Raw genomic sequence first — 17761 nt, 5'->3', positions numbered from 1 at the left:
ATATTGTAATTATATATTTTATAAATTGCTATTAATAATAACTGACACATATGCTATATTATATAATCATAATACAAGTTTTACAAACTAAAAAATACAAAAAAAGAAACAATCACACAAATGTAGTTCCGCCATCAATAACGATAGTTTGCCCTGTAAGCCAAGCACTTTGCGTATTATCACATAAAAAAAACGCTGCCCCTGCTAAATCCTGCGGTGTCCCCATTCGCTTTAAGGGACTCTGAGATTCTACCTTAGCTTTAACTTCTGCATAGTCTGGAAATGCACGTAGGGCATCTGTATCAATCGGACCGCCGCTAACTGCATTTACGCGAATATTGAACTCACCTAAATCCTGTGCTGCATATTTTACCATAGTCTCTACTGCGTTTTTAGAGTTGCCATGACCTGCATAATTTGGCATATACACTAAATTTCCCGTAGAACTAAGACTTACTATATTTCCACCGCCCACCTTTTGCATCCTTTTAACCGCCTCTTGAGCTCCAACAACAAATGCTAGCACAGTAGCTGTATAGATATTATTCAAACCATTGGGCTTTAATCGCATAAAAGGAGCAAAACCACCAACAACGCTTCGCCCGTATATAATAGCATTTGACACAAAGAAATCGACCCTATCAAAATCCTTATCAATCTTATCATATAAGGCTATATATTGCTCTGGCTCTAATACATTTAATGGATAACTTACTGCTTTGATTTGATACTTAGATTCTACATCTTGGATAATCTTTTGTGCCTCTTCTTCATTTTTATTATAAGTGAAAGCTACATTCACGCCATGTTGTGCGAATTTATAAAGTATGGCCTTTCCTATACCTCTTGTAGCACCACTTATAACTAGTGTTTTGCCTTTCATATATTCTGCTGTGTTAGTTGGAGTGTTACTCATTTTTGCACCTCATATTTTTCTAAAGCTTTTTCGATTAAATTCATGCATTCCTTGCTAGGCTCACACAAGGGTAGGCGATATTCAAGACAAGGAATCAACCCAGATAGAAACATTGCTGCTTTAATTGGAATGGGATTGCTCTGATAAAACAAGACCCTATTTATAGCATAAAGTTTGTTAGAAATAGCTAAACTCTGCGTAAAATTCTTATCCATAGCAAGATGACACAAGGAGGCAATATCTTTTGGAAGTAAATTACCCGTTACAGAAATCACACCCTGACCACCTAATGATAATATGCTATAATTAAGTGCATCATCTCCACTTAGAACATTAAATGAAGAATCATAATTAAGCATTGCACAAACACGTTCAACAAGTCCGCTAGCCTCTTTAATAGCATAGATATTGCTTATATCATGATAAAGCCTAATAGCAGTTTCAACATCAAGCCCAACACCTGTGCGAGATGGAACATTATAAAGCATGATTGGAATGTCAATAGATTCTGCAATAGCTTTGTAATGTAAATATAGTCCTTCTTGGGTTGGTTTATTGTAATATGGGACAACAGAAAGTATCGCATCTGCGCCGCATTTTTGTGCAAATTGGGCTAGTTCAATCGCTTCTATAGTATTATTGCTTCCTGCTCCAGCTAAAACTTTCACACATGTATTTTTGCAAGTATGCACTGCAATCTCAATACATTCCTTATGCTCTGCATGACTCATCGTAGCACTCTCTCCTGTTGTTCCAGCTGGAACAACAGCGTCCATACCATATTGTATTTGCCTTTTAATTAGATATTCATAACTTTGCGTATCTATCTTACCATTCTTAAATGGCGTAACAAGTGCACTCATAGCTCCTATAACCATTTCCTCCCCCTTGCCTATCATTTAAGTAATTAAATAATATTACCTAAAATATTTCAAAATCACCCATTATTGCTTAATAACCCCATATTGTGCAATTACATTATTGCTATATATAACGCGAATATCACCGTCTTTCATTTGGATTAATCTATATGGAGAACTAGGATTGGTATTAATTCCATAAAAGGCAAGTCGCTTGGCTAAATTATCATATGTTGCAATATTTGTAATTTTCATATCATAAAGACGTTTTGCTATATCTTTTGCCTCATAGAATGGATATGCAAAGTTATGCTCATTACTGAAATAATATGTCAGCTTGTTACCAAATAACACTAAATTGCCAAATATTAAGAAGATTGCAACCACGCTTGCTCGCATAAAGTATTTTAATCGAAATTGCGGCAATCTAACTCTTAGTTCAGAAAACATTCTATCAACAAATACAGGAATACCAACACTTAGAATCGGCATAAAACTATCAACCTTGATATTCTGTCTAACAGATAACAAAAGCACAAGTACAAACCCAATAAATGAAATTAGATTCAATAGATTTGGTGGATTATGAAAGGTATAGAAATATAAATAAGCACAGTAATATACAAATAATGCAGGTGTAAAGACAATAGCTAAGAATCCAATCGTATCCAAAAAGTAGGACTTGGGCACACCAAAAACAGGTGCAAAAAGATACATATTTAAGCCAAAGCATATAATCGCAAAAGCTATGGTTTTGCTCATACGATAATAGAGAGCATAAATGAATAATGCCAAGCACATAATACTGCCACCAGAATCAAATACAGATGCAACAATAAACAAAGGATATGCTATACAATTACGCACTAATTGAAAATAAATGATAAGTAGGGCTAATAATATTAAAACGCTAGCATTTGATACCACCAAAGCACTAACGCTAATACCAGGAACTAACATAAAGATTGCTACGCAAAACAAACAATCTTTAGCTCTCCTAAATAAACTCAAGCATATTGAATAAAGCAATATGCAATTACAGATATGAAATAAAATAAAGGGGGCTCGAAGTCCAAAATCATTATATATAGGATGTATTCCAAGACTCTCAAAAACTCTTACACCAAAGATAGCTAGTTTATAACAAAATGACTGACTAAAGCTCTTACCAAAAGTTATGGCAGAATCTTGAAAAGAAAAAAACCCTACTGCCTCTTGCAAATAAATGCTAGTCTGTGAGACAAACCAAAACAGCAAAATCACATCAGCAAGCAAAAGAATACAAAAAATACTAGTATATAACCCTCTCTCATTAGCATTATTACTATAAAACAACAAAACTTCCCCCTGCTCTAAAAAGAGGCTATCTTAGTGTTATTTGCATTTTCTGCTTTTTGTTGTGCCTTGCGCATAAACTCTGGCTCTCTGCCTCTTTTTCTCTCAAGTATTGCAACATATTGGAATAATTCTACAACTGCACTAAAAAGCTCTTGTGGTATCATTTTGTCCACGTCTACTATACGATATAGCTCTCTTGCTAGAGGAGGATTCTCAACAATTAGAATCTCATGCTCTCTTGCTATGCTTTTAATGCGAATAGCAAGATGATCTATACCCTTTGCAACAACTACAGGAGCAGACTCCTTATCACTATCAAAGCGCAAGGCAACAGCATAATGTGTTGGATTTGTAACTACTACATTTGCGCTAGGAATAGAGCTCATCATCTTATTCATAGCGTTTTTCATCATTATTTGCCGAATCTTAGCCTTTATCTCTTGGTTACCCTCTTGCTGTTTGAATTCATCTTTCATCTCTTGCTTGGTCATTCTAAGGCTCTTGATATATTGATAACGTTTTATAATGAAGTCTATCACAGCCATAACCAAGAATACAGCGAGCAATGAACTAATAAGTATTAAAGATTTTTGATATAGCCATTTTAGTTGTTCATTAAGAGGAGATAAAGAAATGCCTGCAACTTCGTCTAAGAATCCTATAAAAATAAAGAATCCTATCCCAAACGCAACACTAACCTTTAATGTAATCATAAACCCATCAAGTAGCTTTTTTAAAGAAAGAAGATTCTTTGCGCCTTTGATTGGGTTAATTTTATCAAACTTTGGCTGAATGATTTTGAAGCTAAGCAAAAATCCAAATTGCGCTATATTGCCCATGATTCCAGCTATGACTAGGGCTAGGAAAAAAGGCATCACACAAATGAAAACAATTTTAAATGTAGCCATAGAAAGAGTAAAAATATTATTGATGGTGAAGTCCATATTAAATAATTTAACACACTCAATATATATATATTTTAAATTTTGAACCCAAAACGGAAAGATAATAAATAGCAAAAAAAGACCAACAACAAGACCTGCAAAACCTACCAAATCCGGACTTTTTGCAATACTGCCCTCCTCTCTTGCTTTCTCTATTTTGCGTTGGGAGGGGGCGTGGGTTTTTTCTTCTTCTGCCATTGTATAGCCTACTATATTAGAGTGGTGCTAATAGGAATTGTAGCATGAAATGATTCATAGAATTTTAAGAGTCTTTACTTGGAATAAGACTAGATTTCAAAGCAATAGCTAGCAATGTTTTTAGTGAGTCTAGGTTCAGTCCGCTCACAGATGATATTGGCAAAATAAAAAGCGGCTTATCTACAACATTAAAATCTTTATAGCTTGAATCTAACTCAAGTTCTTGTATTGTTGATCTTTGAAAAGTAGATTCAATGTGTTTAGAATCCACATAGCCTATATCATTAACATTTTCATTTTCTAAATCTATTCTAAAATTATCATTAGATAAATTCACTCCAAAGTCCACATATCCATACTCCATATAATGCACTAAGCTTGGTGAAATATAAGCCATTGTCTGCAATCCACCAATATTATACTCATTAAAATCAAAGTGAAAATGAGAATGTGCAAAAGATTCAAAAATGACTAAATCACTTTTACTTAGAGCTATGGCATAGGGTTTATTTGCAAGGAATTTTGAGTATTGGCGTAATTCATTAAAAAGAATCTCAAATTGCCTAACTAGAGATTGCTCATTTATTGAGGTATTAACATAAGAAGAATTATATTCAGATTCTAAAGCATTGGCAGAATACAAAGAATTATTTGATTCCAAAGGATTAGAAAAATCAATCATTTTTGAGACATCAAGCAAAAATAATAATATCTTTGTGCGCTCAATATGTCGCAAGAATTGCAAGCCAAGCCCCTTGCCCTCGCTAGCACCTTGTATAAGACCTGGAATATCTGCCATAGTGTAAGAAAAGAAATCAAACACATCTACTACACCTAGATTTGGGACAATAGTGCTAAATTCATAATTGGCAATTTTTGGCTTAGAGTTAGTAAGCCTTGATATAAGACTAGACTTCCCTGTATTAGGGAATCCAACAAGTGCTACATCAGCAATTAGTTTTAATTCTAAAATAACTTTAAGGCATTTACCTGATATACCTTTTTGCGCATAATTTGGACGCTGGTTAGTTGAACTTTTAAACCTTGTGTTACCTTTCCCTCCTTTGCCACCTTGCAATATCTTTACTTTTTGCCCATCATAAAGCAAATCAAATAGAACTAACTTTGTTTGTGCATCAATGATTTGTGTGCCCGGTGGAATCTTAATAATAATATCCTCCCCGCTTCTGCCTTGACAATTCCTAGCACTTCCTTGTGCACCATCTTGCGCTACATATCTCTTGCGTCCACGAAACTTTGCTAAAGTATTGGTATTCTTATCAACTAAAGCATATACATCTCCACCTCGCCCGCCATCACCTCCATCAGGACCACCTTGTAAAACATACTTCTCTCTCCTAAAGCTAACAGCCCCAGCACCACCACTGCCTGATTGTATAAAAATCTCTACATTATCTACGAACATTATGCTTCCTTATGTTTTGTAATCCTTTGATTTTGATGATTAATCTGTGCTTTTATTGGAGTTAGATGCAAATCTTAAGTGCGTAAAAACTTAGCATCACGCGTAATAATCTGTCCCTTATCCTTATCTATGCTAAGAACATATCTATCAATATATGGAATAAGAAAGTTTTTATCAAGGATAAAGTAATAGGTATTTGCAATATCTTGAATATCACTAACCACACCTAGAATCTTGTCATCTTCTACTACTTGCATGCCAATAACATCAAAATAGAAAAACTCAAATTCGCTAAGCTTACAAAATTGTCTTGTAGATTCTATAGTGCTATATAGTGTAGAATTACGAAGTAATTCTGCTTGCTCCTTGCTAGTAACTTCATTAAAAAATAGTGCCTGCTTTTTTACATCATATCTACAAAGAGTTAGCACAATACAAGAAATATTAGAAAGCTTTGTGTTTGGACTTTTTGCTATATTGTGTATTGGATTCCCTATATTATTACTATGTTTTGTTTTATGTAAGTTACTAACAGTTGGCTTAAAAATATCATTGATACTCTTATTAATAGCAATATCACTAAGACATATATAAAAGCTAGAATCCTTAACAAAAATCTCTGGGAAATCTGTAATAAGAAATGTTCTAACCCCTCCATGTAACCCAAATGGCTTGCCCAAAGAAGAAACAGCAACAAGCTCATTGGAATCTAGCAAGATAATCTTAGAATCCATCATCTCACTTTCTAACATAATAAGCTCGTCTATAAATTATAAAATATCATGAAACAGTATGTAGCTTAACTATATTTGCTTTGGCACTACAATCAATTCATAGGAAACATTATCCTTTGCTTTAATTGCAGATATAACATTCTTCAAGGAGCTTATCATCTTGCCGTCTTTGCCTATGATTTTACCCGCATCTTTCTCGGCTGCATGAATGCAGAGTATATAATCAGAACTCTTACCAGTCTGCCTTTTAATGGCAATATGCTCGGGATACTTGACAATCTTTTTGAGATAAACTTCTAAAAATCTCTCAACCAAATGTTCATGCATATCATATCCATTATAAAATCAGTCTATTGTTTGCTCAGAGTTGCTACTCTCTCGCTCATTTTAGCACCAACTCCTTTCCAATATTCTAATCTCTCTTTATTGATTTTTACAACAACTGGATTTGCTATAGGGTTGTAGATACCAAGAGATTCTATCCAGCCGCCATCTCTCCTCTTTCTAGAATCTGTCACAACTATTCGGTAAAAAGGCTTCTTTTTCCTGCCCATTCTTGTTAATCTAATAACAGTTGCCATTTATATCCTTTATTTGATGATATTAAGATAAAAAATAAGCTTACATTATAGCATGCTTTTAGCAAAAATATCGCCAAGCAAAAAGTTACTTATATATTAGAATCTTGTATCACACAATGTCCATGCACACAAAACCTTTATACCATTTGATTCTATAACATTGCTTGCCTCAAGCAATGTCTGACCTGTAGTAATCAAATCATCAACTAAAATAACAGCACTTATGTTCCTTAATATCTTGGCATGAAATAAAAAATTACGGCTAACACTTTTTCGCTGTCTTAAATTCAATTGCATAAAACGAATATCATTGCCTGTTTTAAGAACATTATGAAAAACTCTAAAACCAAATGATTTAAAACAACGAGCAAGAATCGCGCTATGAGAATACAAACCAATTCGCATATTTCTTACACAAACAATGCCAACTTGATTCCTATCTAACCCCAATAGGTCATTATATGATATAAAAAACTCCTTAATAGCTATTTCTCCTAAGCGTCTAAAAATCCTACTACCAATAACATTATACTTAGTATGTATAAGCCCCCTTAGCTCACTAAAAGCAAAAGAGCTAAACACCCTTAAACCATTATCAAGCTCCCTTTTAGATTCTATGCGCCATAAGGAATCAATACATAGTTTGCAAATAATGCTAAATGATAGCCTATTGCATATAGAACAATACATGATTCAGTTACACCATTAGATATATATTTTTAAGAAACTCCAAAGAATAAACGAATCTCATTATGCAAAATTTCCTTACTATAAGAGGCATCAAGCTCTAATATATTAATGTTTATATCTTTGCTTCTAGCATAAAGGCTAATTTCTTGTAAAATTTGTTCAAATTGCAATTGAATATCATATAAGTATTTTGCTCCCTTTAGCTCTATATGATCTTTGGCTGTATTGTTTAATTCCATTTTTTTCTTTAAACGTTTGATTATTTCATCATAGCTAAGTTTTAAGAATACAATTTTTTCTGGAAGAATATTGCGCGTAGCAATAAGATTTATATCTAAAGCCTGTTTTATACTAATGATAGAATCAATGCCTTTGTATGCTATGCCAGATATTAAACTTCTATCAGAGATTACAATATTTGGCAGGGATTTATAATATTGTATTAGCTCAGCTCTTTGTGCTAGAAATAATAAGAATCTTGACATATCATCATTTGTAATATTCTCATGCAATATCATATCGCGAACCCTTTTACCAAGTGGCAAATTACTTGGCTCTTGTATAAAAATCACATCATTAGGAGATATGTAGCTAGTGTTAACTTGTGAAAGAGGGTTGATACGGGCATTTTGGATTCTAGTAGCAAGCAAATTCCAATGTGTGCTTTTACCGCTTGTATCCACACCCTCAATTACAAAATAACGCACTACTTACTCTTAATATAATCATGAATGCTTTGTGGCACAAGATGATTAAACCTGCCATTATGAGTGATGATACTGCGCACAATAGATGAGCTAATAAAGGCATTTTGCAATGTGGGCATAAAATATATGGTGTCTAAGGAATCATTAAGGGAAGCATTAGCATAGCCCATTTGCAACTCATATTCAAAATCACTAACAACCCTAAGCCCACGAATAATAACAGTAGCCCCAAGCTCACTTGCAAAATCTGCTAGCAAATTATCAAAGCATAAGCAAGATACATTATCAAAGTCATATTCCTTAAGTGCCAACTGCACCATCTTTTCTCTCTCATAAAGAGTATATAGGGGATTTTTAGATTCTGACTTTGCCACGGCTACAATTACATGCTTAAACATAGCAATACTTCTTCTAATAATATCAACATGCCCATTAGTCAAAGGATCAAATGTGCCAGGATAAATTGCTAATTTTTTCATTATGCTCCTTAAATAATTGGGCTTACAAATCCGCTTATAAATACAAAATTATTTTTTCTCTTTAGTCTTTAGCACTGTAGCAATTGCTATAGAAATATTCTTTGCTTGCGCGCTATTTGCATCTTCTAGCTCTTGTCCAAATTTAGCTATCGCATCTGTATCCCAATGAGATGAATTAACTAGCTCTTTAACGCAACTTATCCATACATCAAACTTTTTTTGATCTAATACTTTGAATTTGCTTTTGAATTGATTTAACGCTGAAGTAAATGCATCCTTACTTTTTGCTCCTTTGATAACATTTAACATATCATTAACCGTGAAATCATGTCTTGGGGTTTCTCTATTGCTAACTAGTATATATACAACTCCAATCATTAGAGTTGGAACAACACAAGCAAATGCAATACCCCAAAGTATCAAGTAAAAATCAACCATATACATTATCACTATCCTTAAAGCAAGCTTTTTGGTTGTTATAAAATACGGGCTAAGATTATAACATTTTTCAAACTGACATTCAAAAATTTAGAATAAGGATCGCCTATGGATAAAAAATTTAGTCTGGGTATTACTTACTATGGAAAGCTTCATGCTCCACTTGAATTTGTCTTCTCCCAAAATGCGAGAGACTTCATTGTAGAGGAGATTCCACTATACAAATTTCAAGAATCTGGAGAGCATGCTATCTTGAAGATTAAAAAGAAAAACATAAGCACGCCTGAAGCCATTGAAATCATTAGCGATAAATTAGGCATTCCACAAAGAGAAATTGGCTATGCTGGATTAAAAGACAAACATGCCCTTAGCTATCAATTTATCTCTATGCCATACAAATCATGCAAAAATATAACTAGCAATATCCATGAAAATATAAGCATTATGGAATCCCACTTACATAATAACAAGCTAAAAATTGGTCATTTATTGGGCAATAAGTTCTTCATTCGACTAAAGAAGGTTTCAATACAGAATTTTGAAAGATTAAAAAGTGAGGCAAAGCTAGCACAAGAGTTTGGATTCCCAAATTTCTTTGGATTTCAGAGATTTGGAAACTTTGGTGATAACTACAAGCTTGCTATGAATATTACAAAACCAGCCAAGAGACAAACAAAAAAGGAAAAATTCCTAATCTCTAGCCTGCAAAGTCATTATTTCAACCTATGGCTAGAATCTCGTCTAAAATTAAGCAGCCTTATATCATCATTTAAACCAAAAGATGCTAAACAAGCAATATTTCAAGAATATAAATTAGATTTGTCATTAGACTTATTAAAGTTGCTACATGATTCTAAGTTAATATTAAAACCACTACTAGGAGATATATGTAAACATTATCCCTTTGGCAAATATTTCATATTTGGAGAACAAAGGGTAATGGATATACTAAATTCTACAGAATCCAGTATGCAGCATATTCAAGCTGATATTACAAGACTTGAGCAAAGCGATATTGCAATTACTGGGCTTTTAAGTGGAATAGAATCAAAACTCCCCATCAAAGCCGAAGAATTTAATACAAAAAGTAAAGCAAGAAATTTACTTGCAACAAACCAAGCAGGCATTATAGAATCTAGCTTTGCACATAACCTGCTAGCTAAAGGCACAAGGAGATATGCATGGGTTTATCCTAAAGATATGAAGATTAATTACATTCCTACAAAAGCACAAGCCACACTAGAATTTATGCTCCCAAGCGGATCATATGCTACAAGCCTACTGGAATATATAAAGAATGCTCCACTCTATGACAATGCTGAATAATTTTAATTTGCCTTTTGCTAAGTATTAGATATGATAGTTTGTAAATAAAAAAGAATTTTAATCAATAAAATTCCAACATCATAAATAAGCATATCAAGTATAAACTCAAATGCCTCTTTAGAGTATAATAACACCTTTGAATATCTCTAAAAGGCATTGCATGATTACTACAAGATTTGCACCATCACCAACTGGACATCTACATATAGGTGGTTTGCGGACTGCCCTTTATAGCTATTTACACGCTAGGGCAAATAATGGTAAATTTCTTTTAAGAATTGAAGATACAGATATAAAACGCAATAGCAAGGAAGCATTGCATGGAATCTTAGAAGCTTTTAAATGGGCAAACTTGGAATATGATGAGCCCACACTTTACCAAAGCAAAAGGACACATATATATCAAGACTATGCTAAAAAACTATTAGAATCAAATAAAGCATATTACTGCTACCTAAGCCAAGAAGAATTGCAAACAATAAGAGAGAATCGAAACGAAAATCATGCAAAACTAACAAGAAAATATCGCGACTTTAAGGGAGAGATTCCAACCAACATAAAACCATCTGTAAGAATCAAAGCCCCATTGCAAGGCGAAATAAGCTTTATTGATGGAGTAAGGGGAAAGATTAGCTTTAAATCAAGCGAAATTGATGATTTTGTTATTTTGCGAAGTGATGGAATGCCTACTTATAATTTCGTGGTAGCTATTGATGACGCGCTAAGCGGCATTACTGACTTATTACGTGGAGACGATCATATATCTAATACGCCAAAGCAAATTGTTGTATATGAGGCACTAGGATTTGAGATTCCTAAATTCTATCATATACCAATGATTTGCAATGAAAAGGGGCAAAAGCTAAGTAAGAGAGACGGTGCGCTAAGCGTACTAGAGTATAGAGAAGCTGGAATCTTACCTGAAGCTTTATTGAATTTTCTTTTTAGACTAGGATATAGTCATGGCGATAAAGAAGTCTTTAGTATGGAAGAAATGCTTGAATGTTTCCATGCAGAAAAAATTAATAACAAGGCTTCAGCTTGCAATTTTTCAAAACTATATTGGCTTAATAGCGAACATATCAAATCGCTTGATGATGAAAGATTATGTGAATTGTTGGATTTACCTGAATTACAAAACCTTATAAAAGATTCTAAATCCAGAACATCTATATTGCTATCAGAGGTTAAAACTCGCGTAAATAATCTATGTGATTTCAAAAAAGATGTCCTAGAAATACTCTATGCTCCATCAAACCGGGATTTGGACCAAGATAAAAAAGAATCTGCGTATGATAAGGCTATGCTAGATAAACTTTTTACTCCACAACATAAAGAGATACTTACTAACTCATTAACTAGCTTTGCTAAGCATATAGAATCTAATGCTAACAACACCAAAGAGAATTACAAAATACTAATCAATGAATTTGCTAAAGATTTGTCAAACATAAAACCAAGCTTATTTATGCAAAGCCTACGCCTAGCCCTACTTGGCAAAAAGGGTGGAATTGATCTTGGTGCTTGCGTATTCATAATAGGATATAAAGAAACACAAGAGAGAATAGAGAAATTCTTAGATTATCTTTCTAGATATAAACAAGCCTAACATTCAAATTCTTGATAGATAATAATTAGAATTGATTATTTAGGAGGAACTTATGTCAAGCATATTTCGCATATTAGGTAAGGGAATTATGGTTATTTTGCCCTTTGCCCTTGTGGTTTGGTTACTATATTTTCTCTTTGAGATAATTAATTCTACTTGGACATTGCTACTATATACAGCATCATTTATGATAGATAGATTCGCTAATGAAAAAATAGAAACGCAATTTCCAAGCATTCTAGTAGGCATAGGTGCAATAATTTTCATGTTACTTATTATATTTTATGTAGGATATAAATTCGAAAAGAATCAAAATGCAATCTTTATTAAAGTTGGAGAATGGTCGCTATCAAAGATTCCATTTATTGGCAGCATTTATCACACTATTAAAGATTTGGTAACTATGATAAGCGGAAACTCAAAAGACAAATATCTAGGTGTAGCATTTATTGAAATTAGTAATAATGAAATAATTGGCTTCATAACACAAGAAGAAGAAAATTACTTTTGGGTATTTTGCCCATTTGCCCCTCCTACATCAGGGCTATTATTTAGAATACATAAAGACAAAATTCGTAAGTCAAATATGAGTGTTAGCGAAGGGTTGAAAAAGGTAGTATCATTTGGAGTAAAGTAACTATAAAATTTAGCTCAACGATATAATATTCTAGGCTTATTAAGTCAAAAGAATATAATCTATGGCTTAATTACACAATATTAATACCAACAAGTAACATATTTACTTTTTAACACAATTTACAATAGACAGATTTATACTCATCTAAAAAAATTTATCAAGCATTACAAAATATGATATTTAAAAATTACATAAATTAACTTATTAATATATGAATATATGAGATAAGCTACTTTTTGTAAACATGGGCTAAATCAAATATAAATTTTAAGTATAATAATAGCACAATCTTATATCTTAAGGATGGACCATGAATAATATTGCAAATTATAGCTCTCATCAAACACAAATATTAGTTCTTGATTTCGGCTCTCAATATACGCAACTAATTGCTAGGAGACTTAGAGAATGTGGAATCTATACTGAAATCATTCCATATTTCACTAGTATAGATTCTATAAAAGCAAAGAATCCTAAAGGTATAATTCTTAGTGGCGGACCTGCTAGTGTGTATGACAAAGATTCTTATAAGCCAGATTCTAATATCTTTGACTTAGGCGTCCCAATTCTTGGAATATGTTATGGTATGCAATATATCGCTGACTTTTTCGGAGGGAGAGTTGCTAAGACAAGAAAACAGGAGTTTGGCAGGGCTAATCTAAAAATAATAACCTATAAAAAGCATATTGATAATAATCATATAAATCCTAACATCAGCTCTTTAAAAATAGATTCAAAATACGGAGATTTTCTTCTTAGCGGAACAAATGTTTACTTGCGCAAACTTTCATTAGCAGATTGGAGAGATATAAAGATGATGCTACAAGATAGCACATTAATGAGCGCATGGGGTAGAGCGTTTAACGAAGATGAAGCTAGGATATGGTTGAACAATCAAATACAATCATATCAAGATTATGGATTTGGACTTTGGGCAGTAATAGAAAAGCAAAGCGGAGAAATGATTGGGCAATGTGGGATAACATTACAAAAACTAGATTTTGATGATTCTGCATCAACACCAGAGGCTGGTGAAGATGAAGTAAATAGTCTATTAGAAATATTAGATGAAATAGCAATGGATAATTATTCCAATCTGCACACAAAACAACAAATTTATGAAATATTAGAAAATAAAAGAGGATTCAAACCAGAGTTAAGTTATATCTTTAAGAAAGAATATTGGCACAAGGGTTATGCTACAGAATCTGCTAGGCTTTGCATGGAATACGCATTTGAGGTTCTTGGAATGCCGCTTGTTATAAGTCTCATTGCTACAAATAATCCAGCCCCTCAAAATGTTGCCAAACGTTTAGAAATGAGAATTGTAGGCAAGATTAAGAAGGCACGAACCAATGCTGTTATGCCCCATTTTGTATATATCATTACTGCAAATGATTGGGAAAACTTAACATTTAAGACAGTAAATGAAAATAAAAAAAAATCTCTAGAGTTTACAAACTTTTATCCAACAGTTACAAATTATGATAATAAATCAAAGCAAAATAATCACACCAAAACCCTAGATGATGAAACAACAAAAGAAATCATAAAAATATGGAAAGACTCTGTAAGTGCTACTCATCACTTCCTAAGGGAAGAGCATATACAAGAGATGGAAAAAGACATAAGAGACATAATACCTAGTCTACATATTATAGTTGCCAATGATTATCAATCAAGCCTTGGATTCATAGGATTATTGGGCAATAAGATTGAAACAATCTTTGTAAAACCTAGCGCGTTCAAACGCGGAATTGGCAAAGCATTAATTCGAAATGCCCTTGACTCAAGGCTTGGCGACTATGAGGAAGTGTTAATAGATTGTCATGAAGAAAATTCAGACGCAATAAAATTCTATCATTCACTTGGATTCAACCTTTACTCAAGAAGTGCTAAAGATTCTCGCGGTAGAGATTTTCCGCTAGTGCATTTAAGGGCAAGAGTGCTAAATCTAGCACGCAATTTTGGATTGCCATATAATGTCCCCATGTTTGATACCAAGCGATTAATAGCGCGCGAAATGAAACAGAGTGATATACAAAGCCTTAATGCCATGCTATTTGATTATGAAGTAATGGGAGCATGGGAGTATAATTTTAACGATGCAAGTGTGCAAGAATGGCTAGATACGCAACAGGAGAGATATAAAAAGTTTGGCTTTGGACTTTGGGCAGTAATAGAAAAGCAAAGCGGAGAAATGATTGGGCAAGCTGGATTTAGCCTACAAAAATATAATGACAAAAAAGTGTTAGGCATGACTTACATTATTAAAAAGAGTCACTGGCACAAAGGCTATGGAGCAGAAATAGCAGAGGGTTGTAAAAAATATGCTTTCGATGTGCTAAGGACAAATGAAATATATTTACTAATCAAAGAAGGTAACGAATCTTCTAAATCTGTGGCAAATAAAATCAATGCCATATTCATAGACGAGACAACTTGGACTTATCGCGGACGCGAAATGCAACGTCTAGTGTATAGAATCAAAAATTCCTCCATCAATGACTTTAGTTTGCAAACTCATCGCACAATACTAAGACCTTTGCAAGAATCTGACTATCTAGCAATCAAAGAAATGCTTCAAGACAATGAAACAATGAAGGCTTGGAATGGTGCTTTAGATGATAAAGGTGTAAAAGAATGGATAAATAACGAAAAGTCAAATTATAATAAATTTGGTATTGGCTGGTGGGTAGTAGTAGATAAACATAGCGGGCAAGTAATTGGTCAGGTTGGACTATCTTACACTAATTATTTAGAGCTATACTATATGTTCAATAGAAATCATTGGCATAAAGGTTACGCTCTAGAGGTAGCACAAGCATGCAAGGATTATGCATTTAAGCATTTACGCGCTAAGGAAATTTATTGCATTTGTAGAGAAGATAATATAGCATCACAAAATGTAGCTAAACGTATTGGCATGGATAAAACAAAGGAGATTATAAGCTTAGATGGCAATGTAAGATATTATGAATTTCGCGCAATAAGTAGAATTAGTCCCGTAACATATAAGCATCTCCACGCTAGTGAAGATTCTAAACAAGATTACAAACCAAAGATTATAGTGAATGCCATTCAACCAATAGATACTAAGAGCACAATGGACTTAAGTGCAGTGTGGTATGAACATTTCTCGCATACACATAATCATCTATCTAGTGAGAAGCTTGATGCTAATCTAGCTAATATGCAAAATATTTTGCATCATTGCGAGCAATGCTTAAGCGCGAATGTAGCCATGAAATACAAAAAGTCATATGATGAAACACATGCGTTCTTGGTTGGCAATGTTTTTAAAAGCAATATTTTCCAAATCTTTTTAACTTCAAATCACTCACATTTTTCCATAGAAGGCAAGGCATTGCTTGATACTTTTATTAAAGTAAGTGAACAAGATATGTTATATGTCCCATGCCTAAGAGAGGAAAAAGAAGCACGCAGATTTTATGAGGCATTAGGATTCTCACAAGAAAGCAAAGACTGCATATTCTCTGAGCATGTAGCAAAATTTTATGAAAATCATTTGTTATATGGTATAGATAGAAAAAAACTAATTGACAAATTGCAATCTAGCGAATTTAATGACTCTGACTTAGAATCCTTAACCAAAAATCTAGATTCATCTAATGCTAAGATAAAACCACATCAAAACCAAGCAACAAATAAACTATTTGCAAATGTGAAACAAGATTCTATCGTGTGGATGAGCCATGCTGACAAAGTAGAATCTATGCCTCAAGGCTTTGTAGAAATTGCAAAGTCTGGAAATACACAATATTGTGCTATTGCTAACCATGATAAAAAAATATATGCCCTGCAATTTCACCCTGAAGTAACACATAGCGAGTATGGGGCGCACATTTTAGAGAATTTCGCGACAAAAATTTGTAATTGCAAAAAAGAATGGAATATGAGAAGCTTTGCAGATAGTGAGATTGTAAGATTAAAAAGCCTTATACCAAATGCTTCTAAAGTGCTTTGTGCGGTGAGTGGGGGGGTAGATTCTAGCGTTGTTGCAGCGTTGCTCCACCGTGCAATAGGGGACGACCTTATTCCTGTGTTCGTAGATACCGGGCTTTTACGCAAGGGTGAGAGAGAGGCAGTGGAGAAAATGTTTAGAGAGAATCTCAAAGTGCCACTAATCACTGCAGACGCTAGTGCGTTGTTTTTAAGCCGCCTTAAAGGTGTGATTGAGCCAGAGAAAAAGCGTAAAATCATCGGTGAGACTTTTATTGAAGTCTTTGAAAAAGAGGCAAAAAAGCATAATGCAAAGGGCGAGATAAAATTCCTAGCACAAGGCACACTCTACCCTGATGTAATAGAATCTGTGAGTGTAAAGGGACCCTCAAAGACGATAAAGTCGCATCACAATGTAGGGGGCTTGCCTGAATGGATGAAGTTTGAACTCATCGAGCCTTTAAGGGAACTTTTTAAAGATGAAGTAAGGGCATTAGGCAAAGAGCTAGGAATGCCCGAATTTATGCTAATGCGCCACCCATTCCCAGGACCCGGACTTGCTATACGCATTATGGGAGAGGTGAATGAGGCAGATTTAAATTTATTGCGCGAGGCGGATTCTATTCTCATAGAGGAGCTATACAAAGCGGGGCTTTATGATAAAGTATGGCAGGCATTTTGTGTGCTACTCAATGTGCGAAGCGTGGGCGTAATGGGTGATAATCGCACTTATGATAATACAATTTGTGTAAGAGCGGTGGAAGCAATTGACGGAATGACCGCGACTTTTGCACATTTACCCCACGATTTTTTAGAATCTGTGAGTAATCGCATTATCAACGAAGTAGAGGGCGTTAATCGCGTGGTGTATGACATCACAAGCAAACCCCCGGGCACGATTGAGTGGGAGTAGGG

15 protein-coding genes and 3 pseudogenes are annotated in these 17761 nt (G+C 34.0%); 6 read left to right on the top strand and 12 right to left on the bottom strand.

The annotated features are described in order from the left end of the window. Positions 1-112: 112 nt before the first annotated feature. The 12 genes from LS73_RS00795 to LS73_RS00740 all read right to left on the bottom strand — a co-directional run bounded on the left by LS73_RS00795 (position 113) and on the right by LS73_RS00740 (position 9317). On the bottom strand, positions 113-883 hold the full coding sequence (locus LS73_RS00795; RefSeq protein WP_172458492.1) for an enoyl-ACP reductase: 771 nt from the start codon (positions 881-883) through the stop codon (positions 113-115). Positions 884-912: 29 nt separating this feature from the next. Next, on the bottom strand, positions 913-1815 hold the full coding sequence (gene dapA / locus LS73_RS00790; RefSeq protein ID WP_407918742.1) for a 4-hydroxy-tetrahydrodipicolinate synthase: 903 nt from the start codon (positions 1813-1815) through the stop codon (positions 913-915). A 45-nt stretch (positions 1816-1860) separates the two neighbouring features. Continuing rightward, positions 1861-3114 (bottom strand): hypothetical protein, encoded by a 1254-nt coding sequence (locus LS73_RS00785; RefSeq protein ID WP_052089495.1) that lies wholly within the window; start codon positions 3112-3114, stop codon positions 1861-1863. A 14-nt stretch (positions 3115-3128) separates the two neighbouring features. Further along, positions 3129-4256 carry a flagellar biosynthesis protein FlhB gene (gene flhB / locus LS73_RS00780; RefSeq protein ID WP_034557094.1) on the bottom strand — a complete coding sequence of 376 codons (1128 nt, stop codon included), beginning with the start codon at positions 4254-4256 and terminating at the stop codon, positions 3129-3131. A gap of 64 nt (positions 4257-4320) precedes the next feature. Further along, positions 4321-5682 carry a GTPase ObgE gene (gene obgE, locus LS73_RS00775; protein WP_034557096.1) on the bottom strand — a complete coding sequence of 454 codons (1362 nt, stop codon included), beginning with the start codon at positions 5680-5682 and terminating at the stop codon, positions 4321-4323. Positions 5683-5756: 74 nt separating this feature from the next. Next, positions 5757-6434 (bottom strand): ribosome maturation factor RimM, encoded by a 678-nt coding sequence (gene rimM / locus LS73_RS00770; RefSeq protein ID WP_034557097.1) that lies wholly within the window; start codon positions 6432-6434, stop codon positions 5757-5759. Between the two features lie 51 nt (positions 6435-6485). Further along, positions 6486-6743 carry a KH domain-containing protein gene (locus LS73_RS00765; RefSeq protein WP_052089497.1) on the bottom strand — a complete coding sequence of 86 codons (258 nt, stop codon included), beginning with the start codon at positions 6741-6743 and terminating at the stop codon, positions 6486-6488. Between the two features lie 23 nt (positions 6744-6766). Continuing rightward, complete coding sequence (gene rpsP / locus LS73_RS00760; RefSeq protein WP_034557098.1) at positions 6767-6997, bottom strand: 30S ribosomal protein S16; 231 nt, start codon at positions 6995-6997, stop codon at positions 6767-6769. Between the two features lie 96 nt (positions 6998-7093). Further along, positions 7094-7687, bottom strand: coding sequence for a ComF family protein (locus LS73_RS00755; protein ID WP_034557099.1), 594 nt, complete (start codon positions 7685-7687; stop codon positions 7094-7096). A gap of 29 nt (positions 7688-7716) precedes the next feature. Beyond that, positions 7717-8394, bottom strand: coding sequence for a dTMP kinase (gene tmk, locus LS73_RS00750; protein ID WP_034557102.1), 678 nt, complete (start codon positions 8392-8394; stop codon positions 7717-7719). Next, entirely contained in the window at positions 8394-8873 is a 480-nt protein-coding gene (gene coaD / locus LS73_RS00745; RefSeq protein ID WP_034557104.1) for a pantetheine-phosphate adenylyltransferase, read from the bottom strand. The genes tmk and coaD overlap by 1 nt, the downstream gene beginning before the upstream one ends. Before the next feature lie 48 nt (positions 8874-8921). Further along, positions 8922-9317 carry a hypothetical protein gene (locus LS73_RS00740; protein ID WP_034557105.1) on the bottom strand — a complete coding sequence of 132 codons (396 nt, stop codon included), beginning with the start codon at positions 9315-9317 and terminating at the stop codon, positions 8922-8924. Between the two features lie 102 nt (positions 9318-9419). On the opposite strand from LS73_RS00740, the gene truD reads away from it, so the two are divergent. From truD to guaA, 6 genes and pseudogenes are all read left to right on the top strand, one after another. Further along, positions 9420-10637, top strand: a complete 1218-nt coding sequence (truD, locus tag LS73_RS00735) for a tRNA pseudouridine(13) synthase TruD (protein ID WP_052089498.1) — start codon at positions 9420-9422, stop codon at positions 10635-10637. A 160-nt stretch (positions 10638-10797) separates the two neighbouring features. Further along, positions 10798-12246: a glutamate--tRNA ligase gene (gltX, locus tag LS73_RS00730; RefSeq protein ID WP_034557106.1), complete on the top strand. Its 1449-nt coding sequence runs from the start codon at positions 10798-10800 to the stop codon at positions 12244-12246. 52 nt (positions 12247-12298) lie between these two features. Further along, positions 12299-12883, top strand: coding sequence for a DUF502 domain-containing protein (locus tag LS73_RS00725; RefSeq protein ID WP_034557107.1), 585 nt, complete (start codon positions 12299-12301; stop codon positions 12881-12883). 310 nt (positions 12884-13193) lie between these two features. Next, positions 13194-13571, top strand: a pseudogene (locus tag LS73_RS10070) (glutamine amidotransferase-related protein); the annotation flags it as partial. Between the two features lie 87 nt (positions 13572-13658). Beyond that, a pseudogene (locus LS73_RS10065) lies at positions 13659-15800 on the top strand (GNAT family N-acetyltransferase); the annotation flags it as partial. 756 nt (positions 15801-16556) lie between these two features. Continuing rightward, positions 16557-17759 (top strand): annotated as a pseudogene (gene guaA, locus LS73_RS10060) (glutamine-hydrolyzing GMP synthase); the annotation flags it as partial. Positions 17760-17761: the final 2 nt, after the last annotated feature.

The sequence above is a fragment of the Helicobacter muridarum genome, from assembly GCF_000765805.2.
Lineage (GTDB): Bacteria > Campylobacterota > Campylobacteria > Campylobacterales > Helicobacteraceae > Helicobacter_A > Helicobacter_A muridarum.
Note: the sequence above shows the minus strand (reverse complement) of the source record. Positions and strands in the feature narration are given on the sequence as shown.

Excerpts from the sequence above, each read along its gene's own strand:
- LS73_RS00795 (WP_172458492.1), bottom strand. The coding sequence starts at position 883 with ATGAAAGGCAAAACACTAGTTATAAGTGGTGCTACAAGAGGTATAGGA.
- dapA (WP_407918742.1), bottom strand. The coding sequence starts at position 1,815 with ATGATAGGCAAGGGGGAGGAAATGGTTATAGGAGCTATGAGTGCACTT.
- flhB (WP_034557094.1), bottom strand. The coding sequence starts at position 4,256 with ATGGCAGAAGAAGAAAAAACCCACGCCCCCTCCCAACGCAAAATAGAG.
- obgE (WP_034557096.1), bottom strand. The coding sequence starts at position 5,682 with ATGTTCGTAGATAATGTAGAGATTTTTATACAATCAGGCAGTGGTGGT.
- rimM (WP_034557097.1), bottom strand. The coding sequence starts at position 6,434 with ATGTTAGAAAGTGAGATGATGGATTCTAAGATTATCTTGCTAGATTCC.
- LS73_RS00765 (WP_052089497.1), bottom strand. The coding sequence starts at position 6,743 with ATGCATGAACATTTGGTTGAGAGATTTTTAGAAGTTTATCTCAAAAAG.
- rpsP (WP_034557098.1), bottom strand. The coding sequence starts at position 6,997 with ATGGCAACTGTTATTAGATTAACAAGAATGGGCAGGAAAAAGAAGCCT.
- LS73_RS00755 (WP_034557099.1), bottom strand. The coding sequence starts at position 7,687 with ATGTATTGTTCTATATGCAATAGGCTATCATTTAGCATTATTTGCAAA.
- coaD (WP_034557104.1), bottom strand. The coding sequence starts at position 8,873 with ATGAAAAAATTAGCAATTTATCCTGGCACATTTGATCCTTTGACTAAT.
- LS73_RS00740 (WP_034557105.1), bottom strand. The coding sequence starts at position 9,317 with ATGTATATGGTTGATTTTTACTTGATACTTTGGGGTATTGCATTTGCT.
- truD (WP_052089498.1), top strand. The coding sequence starts at position 9,420 with ATGGATAAAAAATTTAGTCTGGGTATTACTTACTATGGAAAGCTTCAT.
- gltX (WP_034557106.1), top strand. The coding sequence starts at position 10,798 with ATGATTACTACAAGATTTGCACCATCACCAACTGGACATCTACATATA.
- LS73_RS00725 (WP_034557107.1), top strand. The coding sequence starts at position 12,299 with ATGTCAAGCATATTTCGCATATTAGGTAAGGGAATTATGGTTATTTTG.